General features: G+C 72.5%; 15 protein-coding genes and 1 pseudogene. 13 read left to right on the top strand and 3 right to left on the bottom strand.

The genetic code is table 11. From position 1 onward, the window contains the following. Window positions 1-82: 82 nt before the first annotated feature. Window positions 83-778: a helix-turn-helix transcriptional regulator gene (locus NYZ98_RS37505; RefSeq protein WP_262849478.1), complete on the bottom strand. Its 696-nt coding sequence runs from the start codon at window positions 776-778 to the stop codon at window positions 83-85. A 71-nt stretch (window positions 779-849) separates the two neighbouring features. Then, complete coding sequence (locus NYZ98_RS37510) at window positions 850-1872, bottom strand: PHP domain-containing protein (RefSeq protein ID WP_262849481.1); 1023 nt, start codon at window positions 1870-1872, stop codon at window positions 850-852. Window positions 1873-2023: 151 nt separating this feature from the next. Between NYZ98_RS37510 and NYZ98_RS37515 the strand changes: the two genes are divergently transcribed. The 9 genes from NYZ98_RS37515 (at window position 2024) to NYZ98_RS37555 (ending at window position 10496) form a co-directional block, all read left to right on the top strand. Further along, window positions 2024-2449: a hypothetical protein gene (locus tag NYZ98_RS37515; RefSeq protein WP_262849483.1), complete on the top strand. Its 426-nt coding sequence runs from the start codon at window positions 2024-2026 to the stop codon at window positions 2447-2449. 62 nt (window positions 2450-2511) lie between these two features. Next, a complete protein-coding gene (locus tag NYZ98_RS37520; RefSeq protein ID WP_262849486.1) occupies window positions 2512-3666 on the top strand; it encodes a glutathionylspermidine synthase family protein in 1155 nt (384 codons plus the stop codon). A gap of 79 nt (window positions 3667-3745) precedes the next feature. Next, window positions 3746-4195, top strand: a complete 450-nt coding sequence (locus NYZ98_RS37525; protein ID WP_262849488.1) for a DUF350 domain-containing protein — start codon at window positions 3746-3748, stop codon at window positions 4193-4195. 105 nt (window positions 4196-4300) lie between these two features. Beyond that, window positions 4301-5410: a PucR family transcriptional regulator gene (locus tag NYZ98_RS37530; protein ID WP_262849510.1), complete on the top strand. Its 1110-nt coding sequence runs from the start codon at window positions 4301-4303 to the stop codon at window positions 5408-5410. 117 nt (window positions 5411-5527) lie between these two features. Next, complete coding sequence (locus tag NYZ98_RS37535) at window positions 5528-6475, top strand: ACP S-malonyltransferase (protein WP_262849512.1); 948 nt, start codon at window positions 5528-5530, stop codon at window positions 6473-6475. Between the two features lie 5 nt (window positions 6476-6480). Next, the gene (locus tag NYZ98_RS37540; protein WP_262849515.1) at window positions 6481-7428 is read left to right on the top strand and encodes a beta-ketoacyl-ACP synthase III; all 948 of its coding nucleotides are present in this window, start codon (window positions 6481-6483) and stop codon (window positions 7426-7428) included. A 71-nt stretch (window positions 7429-7499) separates the two neighbouring features. After that, a complete protein-coding gene (locus NYZ98_RS37545; protein ID WP_262849490.1) occupies window positions 7500-7739 on the top strand; it encodes an acyl carrier protein in 240 nt (79 codons plus the stop codon). 87 nt (window positions 7740-7826) lie between these two features. Then, window positions 7827-9059, top strand: coding sequence for a beta-ketoacyl-ACP synthase II (gene fabF, locus NYZ98_RS37550; RefSeq protein ID WP_262849492.1), 1233 nt, complete (start codon window positions 7827-7829; stop codon window positions 9057-9059). Window positions 9060-9071: 12 nt separating this feature from the next. Further along, a complete protein-coding gene (locus NYZ98_RS37555; protein ID WP_262849494.1) occupies window positions 9072-10496 on the top strand; it encodes an acyl-CoA carboxylase subunit beta in 1425 nt (474 codons plus the stop codon). Window positions 10497-10679: 183 nt separating this feature from the next. On the opposite strand, the gene NYZ98_RS37560 is transcribed toward NYZ98_RS37555, so the two are convergent. Further along, window positions 10680-11174: a DUF3145 domain-containing protein gene (locus NYZ98_RS37560; RefSeq protein ID WP_262849496.1), complete on the bottom strand. Its 495-nt coding sequence runs from the start codon at window positions 11172-11174 to the stop codon at window positions 10680-10682. A gap of 191 nt (window positions 11175-11365) precedes the next feature. On the opposite strand from NYZ98_RS37560, the gene NYZ98_RS37565 reads away from it, so the two are divergent. From NYZ98_RS37565 to NYZ98_RS37580, 4 genes and pseudogenes are all read left to right on the top strand, one after another. Then, entirely contained in the window at window positions 11366-12397 is a 1032-nt protein-coding gene (locus tag NYZ98_RS37565; RefSeq protein ID WP_262849499.1) for a S8 family peptidase, read from the top strand. Between the two features lie 43 nt (window positions 12398-12440). Next, window positions 12441-12977, top strand: a complete 537-nt coding sequence (locus NYZ98_RS37570) for an RNA polymerase sigma factor (protein WP_262849501.1) — start codon at window positions 12441-12443, stop codon at window positions 12975-12977. Beyond that, the gene (locus NYZ98_RS37575) at window positions 12974-13558 is read left to right on the top strand and encodes a hypothetical protein (RefSeq protein ID WP_262849503.1); all 585 of its coding nucleotides are present in this window, start codon (window positions 12974-12976) and stop codon (window positions 13556-13558) included. Before NYZ98_RS37570 ends, NYZ98_RS37575 begins: the two co-directional genes overlap by 4 nt. Window positions 13559-13641: 83 nt before the next feature. Next, window positions 13642-15138: pseudogene (locus tag NYZ98_RS37580) on the top strand (hypothetical protein); the annotation flags it as partial.

Here is a 15138-nt window from a genome sequence, read left to right on the forward strand (position 1 = left end):
CCTCAGGTCGCCTGAGAGGCAGGCAGACGAAGCCCAGCAGGTCCCGCCGGCCCGGCCGCACGGCGCTCCGGCCTGGGGCGGGTCAGGCGGGGGGCGAGTCGCGGGCGATCAGGTCGGGGATGTCGGGGGCGTACTCTTCGAGCTGGCGCCGCGCCCGCGCCGGTTCGGTGGTCAGCGACGCGCCGGCGATGCGGTCGAGCCGGAACACCCGGACGTCCTGCCGCAGCCGGCACCAGCCGACCAGGTACCAGAACCCGCCGCGACCGCCGATGAACACGCCCGGCTCGACGTCGCGCTCGGTGGAGACGCCGGTGCGGTCCACGTACACGATGCTCAGCACCCTGCTGTGCCGGAGCGCCTCCCCGATCACCCGGGCGACCTCGTCCCGCACCTCCTCGCCCGGCGCGGCGCCGGCGGGCGTCGCCGTGGTGGAGGCGGGCGTCGCCGTGGTGGAGGCGGCGGCCAGTTTGCGCAGCGCACTGCGGGCGCCGGCCGCGTAGGGCTCCTCCCCCACCTGGCTCAGCGCGAGCGCGACGGCCACCGCCTCGGCGGGGGTGAGGCTCAGCGGGGACGGCGGGCCGTTCTCGGCGATGGCGTAGCCCTCGTCGCCGTGCGCCTCGACGACGGGCACGCCGGCCGCCCGGAGGGCGGCGATGTCGCGCTCGACCGTCCGGACGCTCACCTCCAGCCGGGCGCTCAGCTCCCGCGCCGACCGGGGCCGTGGGGAGGCCGCGCGCAGTTCCTCGACAATGGCGTAGAGCCGGGCGGTGGGGGGCACATCCCGAAGCTACGCCGGGCTCCCGACATTTGACGATGATCGCCCAAATTTCCTGATCAAGGCTGGGGCCCCTACCGCGCGGTCCAGGCCAGCAGGTCGTCCAGGGGCCACGTGCCGACCACACGGCCGGGTTCGATGCCGCACAGGACGGCCCGCTCGCAGCCGAAACGCTGCCATTCGAGCTGACCCGGCGCGTGGGCGTCGGAGTCGATCGAGAACACGCACCCCATCTCGTACGCCAGCCGCAGCAGCCGCTTGGGCGGGTCGAGCCGGTCCGGGCGGGAGTTGATCTCGACCGCCACACCGAACCGGCGGCAGGCCTCGAAGACGAGCTCGGCGTCGAAGGCCGACTCGGGCCTGAGCCGGCCGCGGTGGCCGCCCGCCTGGACGATGCGGCCCGTGCAGTGGCCGAGCACGTCCACCCGGGGGTCGGCCACGGCGTGGACCATCCTGCGGGTCATGGACTCGGCGTCCATCCTGAGCTTGGAGTGCACGCTGGCCACCACGACGTCCAGCCGGTCGAGCAGCTCGGGCTCCTGGTCGAGCGAGCCGTCCTCCAGGATGTCCACCTCGATGCCGGTCAGGATCCGGAACGGCGCCAGGCTCTCGTTCAGCCCGGCCACGACGTCGAGCTGCTCGCGGAGCCGGTCGGGCGACAGGCCGCGCGCCACGGTCAGGCGCGGGGAGTGGTCGGTCAGGGCCAGGTAGGAGTGGCCGAGGTCGCGGGCTGCCACGGCCATCTCCTCGATGGGCGACCCGCCGTCCGACCAGTCGGAGTGGCTGTGCAGGTCGCCCCTGAGCGCGGCGAGCAGGGCGGTGGCCGCCTCGTCCAGGTCCTGGCCCGCGGTGTCCTCCAGGCGGCGCAGGTACGTGGGGGTGGCGCCGTCCAGCGCCTCGGTGATCGCCAGGGCGGTGACCTTGCCGATGCCCTTCAGGCCGGACAGGCCGCCGGACCGCGCCAGGCGTACGAGCTCGTCGCGGGGGATGTCCTCGATCGTGGACGCGGCGCCGCGGAAGGCGCGCACGCGGTAGGTCGGCTCGCCCGCCCGTTCCAGGAGAAAGGCGATCCTCTTCAGTGCCGCGACCGGTTCCACACCGCGAACCTACCCAACGGCGGCCACACGTCTCAGCCCCTCAAGTGCCTGATAAGTACGGATATTTCGGCCTTTAGAAACTTTCATGGCGATCAACCCGTTGATCGGGCCAAACGGTACGCTGTGCTGACTTTTCGAGAGATGGATTGCGATGGCGAAACCCAGGCCGCCCTACCCGATGGCGCAGCCCGGAGAACCTCCGGGCGGCCCGCCGGCGGCCAAGGGCAAGACGCTGTCCTCGAGCATGATCACGCTGGGGACGATGGGGCTGCTCTCGACCCTGGTCGTCGGGTTCTGCGCCGTCCAGGACACCTTCGCCGAGCGGGTCACCGCCGACTGCGTGGACCTCGGCAGCCGCCAGGCCGACGGGTCGTACGCGGTCGTGAGCGACGTGAACTGCTCCGACCGCTACCACGGCTCGCACGGCGCCTACGGCTGGTACTACGGGGGCCTGCGTCAGGCCGGCCGGGTGGTACGCGGGACGACCATCCGCCCGGCGAACGCGCACGTCAGCAGCCGCACGGGCACGGTGCTCCAGCGCGGCGGCTTCGGCGGGCGCGGCTCCGGCGGAAGCTGAACGCGCGTACCGACCGCGAAGCCGGACCGACCATTGACGACAAAAAGCACGAAGGGGGCCGCGTGCGGCGACAGGCGTCCACGCCCAGGGACGGCTGGGAGAAGACCATCGAGGCGCAGGGGCTGGCCTACCACCGGTCCGCGCACCCGGTGCACCTGACCCGGCCCTACTGGGACGAGAGCGTGCACTACACCTTCACCATGGAGGAGGTCCTCGACCTGGAGGGCCAGGTCGAGGAGCTGCACGGCATGTGCCTGGAGGCCGTCGCGCACGTGGTCGAAAGCGGGCGGCACCGCGACTTCGCGATCCCCGAGTGGGCCGTGCCGGAGGTGACGGAGTCCTGGCGGCGCGGGGACCCGCACGTGTACGGGCGCTTCGACCTCCGCTACGACGGCACCGGGCCCGCCAAGCTGCTGGAGTACAACGCCGACACCCCGACCAGCCTCGTCGAGAGCTCGCTCATCCAGTGGTTCTGGCTCAAGGACGCCTACCCCGGCGACGACCAGTGGAACTGCCTGCACGAGCGGCTGGTCGACCGGTGGCGGGAGCTGCCGCTGCAGAGCGGCCCGGCGCACTTCGCGTGGACGAACATGGACGAGACCGGCGAGGAGGTCATGACGCTCGGCTACCTGCAGGAGACCGCCCAGCAGGCGGGCCTGACCACGGTCGCCGTCGCCATGGAGGACATCGGCTGGGACTCCCGGACGCTGCGCTTCGTGGACATGGAGCAGCGGGTGATCCGCACGCTGTGCAAGCTGTACCCGTGGGAGTGGGCGGTCGCCGACCCGTTCGGCCCGCAGGCGGTGGCCCAGCAGGTCTCCATGACCTGGGTCGAGCCGCTGTGGAAGATGCTCCTGTCCAACAAGGCGCTGCTCGCCGTCCTGTGGGAGATGTACCCGGGCCACCCGAACCTGCTCCCCGCCTACCTCGACGGCCCGCGCGACCTGCCCGCCCACATCGAGAAGCCGCTGCTCGGCAGGGAGGGCGCGAGCATGCGGATCGTGTCGCCCGAGGGCATCCAGCGCACCGAGGGCGACTACGGCGCCGAGGGCTACGTCTACCAGGAGTTCCGCGCGCTGCCGGACTTCGACGGGTGGCGCCCGGTGCTCGGCGCGTGGGTCGTCGGGGACGAGGCGGCCGGGCTCGGCATCAGGGAGACCTCCGGCCTGATCACCGATGACTCGTCCTCCTTCGTCCCCCACCGCATCGTCCCGTGACCCCGGCGCTCCCCGCCGCCGCCCGGCGCGGATCCGACGCGCCCCGCGCCCCCCACCCCGTACGCGCAAGGAGAAACAGATGATCAACGCGCTCGCCGCCCCGCTCGGAGAGGCGCTCGGACGAGGGGCGCTGGCCATCCTCGCGTACGCGATCCTCGGCGTCCTGCTGCTGGTCGCCGGCTTCTACGTGATCGACATGGCCACCCCCGGCCGGCTCAGCAAGCTCATCAGGATCGACCACAACCCCAACGCCACGCTGCTCGCCTCCTCCGGCCTCGCCGCCGTCGGCCTGATCGTCGCGGCCTCCATCTGGTCCTCAGGCGGGGTGCTCCAGGAGGGCCTGCTCGCCACGCTGGTGTTCGGCCTCGTCGGCATCGCCGTGCAGACCCTCGGCATGCTGGTGTTCGACCGGGTCGCGGGCATCTCGGTCCGCGAACTGGTGAGCGAGCCGTCTCTGCAGCCCGGGGCCGTCCTGCTCGGCGTGACCCACCTCATGATCGGGCTGATCACCGCCGTCGCGGTGATATAGCGCACCACCACCCCTCGTACGGCTGTCGCACTCGCGTTGACCTGGCACCCTAGGGGGGTGAACGACCGGGTACGTGAGGACACCGCGCGGCGGCTGGAGCGCGCTATGGGCAGTCTCGGCACCGCGGCGATGACCCGGATGGACGACCGGCTCCCGTGGTACCGCGCGCTGTCGGCGGAGGACCGCTCCTGGGTCGGGCTGGTGGCCCAGGCCGGCATCGCCGCCTTCGTCGAATGGTTCCAGCACGCCGACGAGGGCAGGCCGACCCCGAGCATCGAGATCTTCGGCACCGCCCCCCGCGAACTGAAGCGCTCGGTGTCGCTGCAGCAGACCGTGGACCTCGTGCGCATCGTCGTCGAGGTCGTGGAGGCGGAGGTCCAGGACCTCGCCGCGCCCGGCGGCGAGGAGCTGCTCCGGCAGGCCATGCTGCGCTACACCCGCGACGTGGCGTTCGCCGCCGCGCACGTCTACGCCCGTGAGGCGGAGGTGCGCGGCGCGTGGGACGCGCGCCTTGAGGCCCTCATCGTGGACGCGCTCGTGCGGGGCGAGGTGGACGACGGGCTGCACTCCTGGGCGGCGGCGCTCGGCTGGACGTCCTCGCCGGTGGTGGTGCTCGCGGGGTACGCGCCGGACGCCGACCCGCAGACGGTCATCGACGGCATGCGCGACAAGGGGCGGCGCCTCGGGCAGGACCTGCTGGCCGGGGTCCAGGGGGACCGCCTGATCGTCATCGTGGGCGGCGCCGACAGCATCAAGGACGCCGCCAGGCACGTGGTGCCGCGCTTCGGGCCCGGCCCGATCGTCATCGGCCCCGAGGTGCCCGACCTGCACGCGGCGGCCAGCTCGGCCCGCGCGGCCACGGCGGGCCTGCGGGCGGCGACGGGATGGCCCGACGCGCCCCGGCCGGTGCTCGCGGAGGACCTGCTCGCCGAGCGGGCGATCGACGGCGACGACGACGCCAGGGCCCAGTTGATCGAGAACGTCTACCGGCCGCTCGAGGGCACGCCGCTCCTCGATACACTCGCGACGTATCTGGAGCAGGGCACATCTTTGGAAGCCACGGCGCGTCTGTTGTTCGTCCATCCGAACACGGTGCGTTACCGTCTGAAGAAGATCACAGAGCTGACCGGGTATCTGCCGACCGAGGGCAGATCCGCCTTCACGTTACAGGTCGGACTGATCCTCGGCAGGCTGTCGCGAGCAACCGTAACCTAACCAGGGTTCGGTAACGGGCCGGAAACCTCCACTAGAGGTTTCCTACAAAGACCCCCCGACAAAGTTCGTACGGATCATTAGCAGTGTGGTGAACTCCTACAGGGCATGGTGGATTTTGTGCTCGTCATCGTCGCTCCCGGCCAAGGCGCCCAGACTCCGGGCTTCCTGTCGCCGTGGCTGGAGATCCCCGGTCTTCGTGACCGTCTGTCCGCGTGGTCGGATGTCGCCGGCCTAGATCTGATCTCCTACGGGACGACGGCCGACGCCGACGAGATCCGTGACACCGCCATCGCGCAGCCACTGTTGGTAGCGGCGGGACTCGCCGCCGCCGAGGTGCTGCTCGGCACGGACTCCGAAGGCGACCCGGTCGCGCCCCCGTTAGCCCCCGCCGTGGTGGCCGGTCACAGCGTCGGGGAGTTCACCGCCGCCGCGATCGCCGGCGTGCTCACCCCCGAGCGGACCATCGCCCTGGTCCGCGAGCGCGGCCAGGCCATGGCCAAGGCCGCCTCGGTCACCGCGACCGGCATGACCGCCGTGCTCGGCGGCGCCGAGGAGGAGGTCCTCGCGGCGATCGAGCGCCACGGGCTGACGCCCGCCAACATCAACGGGGCCGGGCAGATCGTCGCGGCCGGCACGACCGAGGAGCTGGCGGCCTTCGCCGCCGACCCGCCGGCCCGCGCCCGCCTGATCTCCCTCAAGGTCGCGGGAGCGTTCCATACCGTCCACATGGCCTCCGCGGTCGAGCACCTCCGCGCCGAGGCCGCCGCCCTGGTCCCCGCCGACCCCGCGGTGACGCTGCTGTCCAACGCGGACGGCGAGGCCGTCGCCGGCGGCGCCGAGTTCGTCCAGCGGCTGATCGACCAGGTAGGCCGCCCGGTCAGGTGGGACCGCTGCATGGCCACGATGACCGGCCTCGGCGTCACCTCCATGATCGAGCTGCTGCCCGGAGGCACCCTCACCGGCCTGGCCAAGCGGGCGCTCCGCGGCGTCGAGACGGTTGCCCTGAAGACCCCCGACGACCTCGCGGCAGCCCGCGCCGTGATCAGCAAGGAGACCGTCCAGTGAGGATCATGCGGGGCGCTCCGGGCGCCAGGGTGCTCGCGTTCGGCGGCTACCAGCCGGCGGGTGTGGTCACCAACGACGACCTGGCCAAGACCATCGAGACCGATGACGCCTGGATCCAGAGCCGTGTCGGCATCAAGGAGCGCCGCATCGCCGGCCCCGAGGAGTCCGACATAGACATCGCCGTCCAGGCGGGCGGCAAGGCCCTGGCGGCCAGCGGGCTCTCGGCCGGCGACATCGACCTGGTCGTGGTCGCCACCTGCACCCTGGAGGCGCAGATCCCGAACGCCGCGGCCCGGGTCGCCCACCGGCTCGGCATCGACGCGCCCGGCGCGTTCGACGTCAACGCCGCCTGCGCGGGCTTCTGCTACGCCCTGGCCTCCGCCAGCGACGCCGTACGCGCCGGATCGGCGACCAACGTGCTGGTCGTCGGCACCGAGAAGCTCTCCCAGTGGATCGACTGGACCGACAGGGCCACCTGCGTGATCTTCGCCGACGGCGCGGGGGCGGCCGTCGTCGGCCCCTCAGAGACGGCGGGCATCGGCCCGGTCGTGTGGGGCAGCGCGGGCGACAAGTCCGACGCGATCATCGTCAAGGACCGCGGCTCCTTCCTGCACCAGGAAGGCCAGATGGTCTTCCGCTGGGCGACCACCGCGCTGCACCCCGTGGCCAAGGAGGCCTGCGACCGTGCCGGGGTGGACCCCTCCGAGCTGGCCGCCTTCGTGCCCCACCAGGCCAACCTGCGCATCATCGAGACCATCGCCCGCAAGCTCGGCGCCGACAAGGCGGTCATCGCCAAGGACATCGTGCTCGCCGGCAACACCTCCGCGGCCTCGATCCCGCTGGCGCTCAGCCGCATGATCGAGCGCGGTGAGGTCCAGACGGGCGATCTGGCCCTGCTGCTCGGCTTCGGCGCCGGCCTGACCTACGCCGGCCAAGTGGTCGAGGTCCCCTGAACCCGTACGGAGGCCCGCACGGCTCGCCGTACACACAAAAAGAAGCACCCAACCCAAGGAGAAATCGCGAAATGGCAGTGACCGAGCAGGAAATCCTCGCGGGCCTCGGCAAGATCATCAACGAGATCACCGGCATCCCCGCCGTCGAGGTGACCCCGGAGAAGAACTTCGTGGACGACCTCGACATCGACTCGCTGTCCATGGTCGAGATCGCCGTCGCCGCGCAGGACGAGTTCGGCGTCGAGATCCCCGACGACCAGCTCAAGCACCTCAAGACCGTCAAGGACGTCGTCAACTTCATCCAGAACTAGCTCGTATCGGGTGCCCGGCACGTCAGGGCGCCGAGCCCCACGCCGAGTGTGGATCATGCTTCGCGACGATCACAAGGAGCGCATCAAGTGAGTAGAGACCGGGTACGTGTCGTTGTCACCGGGCTTGGCGTGACAACGCCCCTCGGTGGAGACGTCGCCTCGACCTGGTCGGCGCTCCTCGCCGGACAGTCGGGCGTCCGCACCCTCACCGAGGACTGGATCGACCTGCTTCCGGTGAAGTTCGCCGCGAGGGCCGCCGTCGAACCCACCGACGTGCTCCCCAAGCCCGAATCGCGCCGCCTCGACCGGGCGGAGCAGTTCGCGGTGATCGCCGCCCGCGAGGCCTGGCGGGACGCCGGCACGCCCAAGGTCGCGCCCGACCGGCTCGGCGTGGTGGTCGGCAGCGGCATCGGCGGCATCACCACCATCCTCGCGGCGTACGACGTCTTCAAGGAGAAGGGCTGGCAACGGCTCTCCCCCTTCACCGTCCCCATGCTGATGCCCAACGGCTCGGCGGGCTGGATCGGCATCGAGCTCGGCGCGACGGCGGGCGTCCACGCCACCGTCAGCGCCTGCGCCACCGGTGCAGAGTCCATCGGCTACGCCATGGAGATGATCAGGTCGGGGCGGGCGGACGTCGTCGTGGCCGGCGGCACCGAAGCGGCCATCCACCCGCTCAACCTCGGCTCGTTCGCCGCGATGCGGGCGATGTCGACGCGCAACGACGAGCCCCACCGCGCGTCCCGTCCCTGGGACAAGGACCGCGACGGGTTCGTGCTCGGCGAGGGGGCCGGCATCATCGTCCTGGAGTCCGAGGCGCACGCCCTCGGGCGCGGCGCCCGCGTCTACGCCGAGGCGGCCGGCGTCGGCTACTCCGGGGACGCCCACCACATCGCCCAGCCCGAGCCCACGGGCGCGGGCCTGCGAAGCGCGGCCCGCAGGGTCCTGGAGGACGCCAGGCTCACCGGCAAGGACATCCGGCACGTCAACGCGCACGCCACCTCCACCCCCGCGGGGGACGTCGTCGAGGCCCTGGCGATCCAGGACATCATTGGCGACCATCCCATCGTGACCGCCACCAAGTCGATGACCGGCCACCTCCTCGGCGGGGCCGGCGGCATCGAGTCCGTCTTCACGATCAAGGCGCTGTACGACCGCGTCGTACCGGCCACCGTCAACCTGGACAACCTGGACGACGGTGTCGAGGTCGACATCGTGCGCGGCGAGCCGCGCCCGCTACCCTCCGGCCAGATCGCCGCGATCAACAACTCGTTCGGGTTCGGCGGCCACAACGTCGCCGTCGCCTTCGCCAGCATCTGATTTGGAGCGACAGTGACCGTGCTCGACAACGAGGTGGTGACCGGGGGCCCCGACGAGGAGGCCCCTGATCCTCGCGATCCGCTTTTCCGGCTGACCGCGCTGTTCGACGAGGGCTCCGTCCACCTGATCTCCCCCGTGGACCGCAGCGGCACGCTCGCCGCCATGGGACGCGTGGAGGGCGTGCCCGTGGTGGCCTTCTCCAGCGACGCCCGCGTCCAGGGCGGCGCGATGGGCATCGAGGGCTGCGAGCACATCGTGCACGCCTACGACGTCGCGGTCCGCGAGCGGGTGCCGATCGTCGGCCTGTGGCACTCCGGCGGCGCCCGGCTCGCCGAGGGCGTCGAGTCCCTGCACGCCGTGGGCCGCGTGTTCGCCGCCATGACCCGCGCCTCCGGCGTGGTCCCGCAGATCTCCGTGGTCCTCGGCCCGGCGGCCGGCGGCGCGGCCTACGGGCCCGCGCTGACCGACATCGTGATCCTCTCCGACCAGGGCCGCATCTTCGTCACCGGTCCCGACGTCGTCCGCAGCGTCACCGGCGAGCAGATCGACATGGCCGCGCTCGGCGGGCCTGAGCCGCACAGCAAGCGCAGCGGCGTGGTCCACGTGGTCACCAAGACCGACACCGAGGCACTGGTGCACGCCCGCCGCTTGGCCGTCCTGCTCGGCCACCAGGGCCGCGTCCGCCTCGACTCGGTGCGGGACGTCGACTTCTCCGGCCTGCTGCCCCAGGAGGCCCGCCGGGCGTACTCGGTGCACCCTCTGGTCAACGGCCTGCTCGACGAGCCCGGTGTCGAGCTGCACCCCAAGTGGGCGCCCAACATCGTCACCACCCTCGGCCGCCTCGGCGGGCGCACGGTGGGCATCATCGCCAACAACCCGATGCGGCTGGCCGGCTGCCTCGACTCGATCTCCGCCGAGAAGGCCGCGCGGTTCGTCCGCATGTGCGATGCCTTCGGGGTGCCGCTGGTCGTGCTGGTCGACGTCCCCGGCTACCTTCCGGGCGTCGGGCAGGAGCACGACGGGGTCGTGCGCCGCGGCGCCAAGCTGCTGCACGCCTTCGCCGAGGCCACCGTCCCGAGGGTGACGCTGGTGACCCGCAAGGCGTACGGCGGCGCGTACATCGCGATGAACTCCCGTTCCCTTGGCGCCACCAGAGTGTTCGCGTGGCCGACCGCCGAACTCGCCGTGATGGGCGCGCTCGCGGCCGTGCGGGTACTGAAGCGCCGCGAGATCGCCGCCGCTCCGGAGGACGAGCGCTCGGCGCTGGAGACCCGGCTCGCCGAGGAGCACGAGAAGGTGGCGGGCGGCCTCGACCGCGCCGTCGAGTGCGGCGTCGTCGACGAGGTCATCAAGCCCGCCGAGACCCGCACGGCCATCGCCAAGGTCCTCGCCCAGGCGACCCCCGCGCGCGGCGCCCACGGCAACATCCCCCTCTGACCCACGCCACCGACGCCCTCCGTCCCCCACTGGGACGGAGGGCGTCCGCGTGTCCGTCCTTGGCTTCCCGGCTTCCCGGCTTCCCGGCTTTCTCGGCGACCTTGGCGTTCCGGCGGCCGGGCGGCCTCCGGAACGGTCCAAGGGGAACGCCCGGGGAGTGGGGAGGCAGGCGCGGGTGGGGGGTCAGACGGCGGCGTGCAGCCAGCGGACGGGGGCGCCGTCGCCGGCGTAGCGGAACGGCTCCAGTTCCTCGTCCCACTGCTTTCCGAGCAGCCGGTCGAGCTGTTCCTCAAGGACGACCCGGCCCTGGGCGGCCATGAGCATGACGTTACGCAGCCGGTCCTCGGGGATCATGATGTCGCCGGACACGCCGATGACGGCCGTGAAGGCGCCCAATGTCGGCGTGTAGGCATGTCGCGAGCCGTCCACGCCCGTGGACGCGTCCTCGCTGATCTCAAAACGGATGCGCTGCCAGCCCATGAGGGAGGACGTGATCGCGCCGGCCGTACCGGGCCGGCCCTCCCACTCGGCCTGCGTGCGCACCGTGCCAGGCTGGGCCGGCTGCGGAGTCCACGACAGGTCGACGGGTATGCCAAGCACACCCGCGACCGCCCATTCGATGTGCGGGCAAAGCGCGGGCTGAGCCGAGTGGACGTAAAGCACGCCACGAGCAGACACCGGACCTCCCGTTTCGTACGAGGTGCGCCTTCCCCAACGTCCTCATACTGGGATGATCACAAGTGACTGAGGGAGAGACTACCGTCCGTCGTGGCGGGGCACCAGAGCCGGGTCATACCTAATCACGCTTGCCAACTCTCCGCATTGGGAAAGATGCATTCCGTGTTTACCTCGCCTATAGGGAGTCGCCGGTGAGCGTGCAGGAAGTGGAGCACACACCGGGCCGGACCGCCCTCATCCGGCCCGGTGTCCTTCTCGCCAGGTCCGTGCGGCCCGCCGCGAGATGGACACAGTCGGTGGAGCGTCTGGACGGGCTCTTCCTCCTGCGGCTCTCACCGGGGGCCGACCCGTGCGAGATCGCCGCCTCGCTCACCGAGCGGGGTCACGAGGTCTCCCCCAACCACGTCGTCACCGGCCAGCCGCTGTTCTTCGGCGGGCCCACCGGAGCGCCCCGCCCGGCGGCGGCCCTCGCGCATGAGCCGGGCGAACCGTCCCGGGTGACCGTCGGGCTGCTCGACACCGGCGTGGCCCCGCACCCGTGGTACGCGGGCGCCGGCTGGTTCCGCGGCCAGCCGGACGAGGTCCTGGACGCCGACGGGGACGGGCTTCTCGACCACCAGGCCGGGCACGGCACGTTCATCGCCGGGCTGGTGCTGCGCCAGGCCCCCGGCGTGCGGCTGCGCATGGTGCGGGTGCTCGACAGCAACGGGGTCGGCGACGAGGCGGGCGTCCTGCGGGCGCTGGACGCCCTGCGGGACACGCGCGTCGACGTGCTCCTGCTGTCCTTCGGCTGCTTCACCTACGACGACCGGCCGTCCCCGCTGGTGGAACGCGCCCTGGCCGGATTCCCGGACACGGTGATCGTCGCCTGCGCCGGGAACACGGCCTCCTCGCGGCCCTTCTGGCCCGCCGCGCTGCCTCGGGTCATCGCCGTCGGAGCCTTGGACTCCTCGGAGAACGGGCGCGCGAGGTTCTCCGCGTACGGCCCCTGGGTGGACGCGTGCGCCCGTGGTGAGGCTTTGACCAGTAGTTTCGTGGACTTTGACCAGTTCCAGGGCTATGCCGTCTGGAGCGGCACGTCGTTCGCCGCCGCCGTGGTGGCCGGCGCCATCGCGGCCGCGGCCCGCCACATGTCCCCCGGCGAGGCGGCCGGCCACGTGCTCGACCGGCCGGACGGCAGGCGATTCACCGATCTCGGGGTCCGCGTCCCCGCACGTCGATAGGGTGATGACCGAGAGCAATCATCCGACCACATGAAGTCATCACATGCCCTATGATCTCGATCTCCCCGACGAGACGGCCTGGCGCGAGCTGGTCGAGCGTTTCGGCTACCGCATGTGGGCCGTCGCGCGGGCGTTCGGCCTCGGCCCCGCGGACGCCGCCGACGCGGTGCAGGCCGCGTGGCTCCGGCTGGTCGAGAGCCTCCCCTCGATCCGCGACCCCGAGCGCGTCGGCGCGTGGCTGGTCACCACCACCCGGCACGAGGCGGCCCGCATCGGCCGGCGCCGGGCGGGCGCCCCGCTGACCGGCCTGCCCGCCGACATCCCGGCTATGGACGGCGACCCCGCGGCGGCGCTGCTCAGCGAGGACGAGGGCCGGCGGCTGTGGGCGGCCGTCGACACCCTGCGCGAGCCCTGCCGCTCGCTCCTGCGACTGATCGTCACCGCCCCCGAGGCGGGCTACGCCCAACTCGCCCGGCGCCTCGGCATGCCGATCGGCAGCATCGGCCCAACCCGCATCCGCTGCCTCCGCCGCCTCCGCACCCTCCTCGAGGACGACCACCGAAGGAACGATGACCCGTGAGCGACGACGACTACCTCCTGGCGGCCCTGCGGATCGCGGCGGGCTCCGATCCGATCCCGGCCCGCGTCTCGGCCGACGCCCGCGCCGTGTACGGCCTGCGGCTGCCGGGAGCCGTTACGGCGGTCCCCGTCGGCCCACCCCCGCACGTCGGACCCGGCCGACGGCCCCCTTCCGGCACCCGCTCAGGAGGTTCCGGCACCCGCTCAGGAGGCGACGGCGACCCCCTCTCCGGGTTCGGTGCCGACGCCATCGGCGTCGGCGGGGTGGGTCGCAGGCTTGGTGGCGGGGGTCGTCATGGTGACGGGGCGCCTCGGCTGCTCCGGTTCGCCGCCGGCGGGGTGACCATCGACGTGGAGGTCACGATCGGCGACACCCACATCGACCTGGCCGGGCAGGTACGTCCCGCGCCCGGTGACGGCTCCCGCGTCGAGATCAGGACACCGCACATCAGCAAGATCCGCTTCCCGTCCGAGACCGGTGAGTTCGCCACCACCGGCCTGCCACACGGATGGCTCAGCATCGTCTGCCACCGCCCCGGCCTCCCCCCAGTGGCCACCCGCTGGCAATGCCTCCGCCCATGACCCCCACCCCGCCCAAAACCCCCGTCTCGTCCCCACCCGGGACCGCCTCACCTCAGGCCGAGAACCTCATTTCGACCCCGCCCGTGGACCCGATCTCGACTCCGTCAGATGCGCGGGTCGCCGGTTCCCCTGACGCGGACGCGTCCGGCTCCTCCCATGCGGACGCGTTCCGGGCGCTGGTGGTGGCGGCGGAAGAGGCGGTGCGGGAGGCGGGGGCCGATCCGGGGCGGGCGCGTGAGCGGGCGCGGGCGATCCTGGCGGAGGCGCGGGCGGCCGGGTGCGCGGAGGCGGTCTCCGTCGCCCACCGCGCCCTGGCCCTCGCGGCGCGCGAGTTCGGGCACCTCACGCCCGCCTCCGAGCACCTCGGCCAGGCGATCACCGCCGCCCGGGACCTGCCCGAGCGCGCCGCCCAGGCCCGGCTCTCCCTGGTGACGGTCCGCGCCGAGCTGGGCGACCCGGTGGGCGCGCTGAGCGTCGCCGACCTCGCCGAGGGGCACCTGACCGGCCTCGACCCGGCACGGCTCAGGGTGCAGCGCGCGATGGCGCTCGTCCAGCTCGGCCGGAGCGAGGAGGCCGTGGCCCAGTGCGACATGGCCGTGGAGCGGCTCACCGGCGCGGGTGACCCTCTGTTCCTCGCCGGGGCCCTGCTCAACCGGGGCATCGCCCACACCTACCTGGAGTCGTACGACGCCGCCGCCGGTGACCTGTCATCGTGTGTGACCATCGCCAGGGAGGCGGGTCTGGACCATGTCGCGGCCCTGGCCGAGGCCAACCTCCCCTTCGTCGCCACCCGGCGCGGCGACATCCCCTCCGCTTTCACCGGATACCAGGCAGCGGAACAGGCGCTCGCCGACTATCCCGAACGGCTCGCCGCCATGCGGGCCGACTTCGCGGGCGCGCTGCTGGCCGCCCACCTCCCCGGCGAGGCCCGCGCTCTGCTCGGCCAGGCCGTCCCCGACCTCGCCGCCGCCGGCGCCCGGCTCGCGCTGGCCGAGTCCCGGCTGCTGCTCGGCCAGGTGGAACTGCTGGTCGGCGACCCGCACCAGGCGAGAGCCACCGCCGAATTGGCGGCGAGCGAGCTGGCCGGTCAGGGGCGGCATGCCTGGGTGCCGCTGGCCGACGAGGTGATCCTCCGCGCCCGCCTGGCCGTCGAGGAGCCGACCCGCGAGCTGCTCGAGGAGGTCCGGGGCCTGGCGGGGCGGCTGGCGGAGCGGGGCTGGACGGCGCCGGCCGCCGGGCTCCGGCTCACCGCCGCCGAACTGGCGGTCCGGCTGTCCGACCCGGCCGCCGCCGAGGCCGAGCTTCGCCTCCTCACCAGCGGCGAACCGCCCGCCGGCCGGACACACCGCGTCGTACGGCACCACGCCGTGGCCCTCGAACGGAGCCTTCGCGGCGACCGGCCGGGCGCCTTCGCCGCGTTGCGAGCGGGGCTGGAGGCCGCCGCGGAGGGCAGCGAACGCCTTGACGACCCGGGCGTACGCGCGCACGCCCTGCGCGCGGGAGAACGCCTCGCCGACTTCGGCCTCTCCCTCGCCCTGAACGACCCCCCTCCCCACCCCACCCTGAACGCCTCCCTCTCC

It is taken from the genome of Sphaerisporangium corydalis (assembly GCF_025506355.1).
Taxonomy (GTDB): Bacteria; Actinomycetota; Actinomycetes; order Streptosporangiales; family Streptosporangiaceae; genus Sphaerisporangium; species Sphaerisporangium corydalis.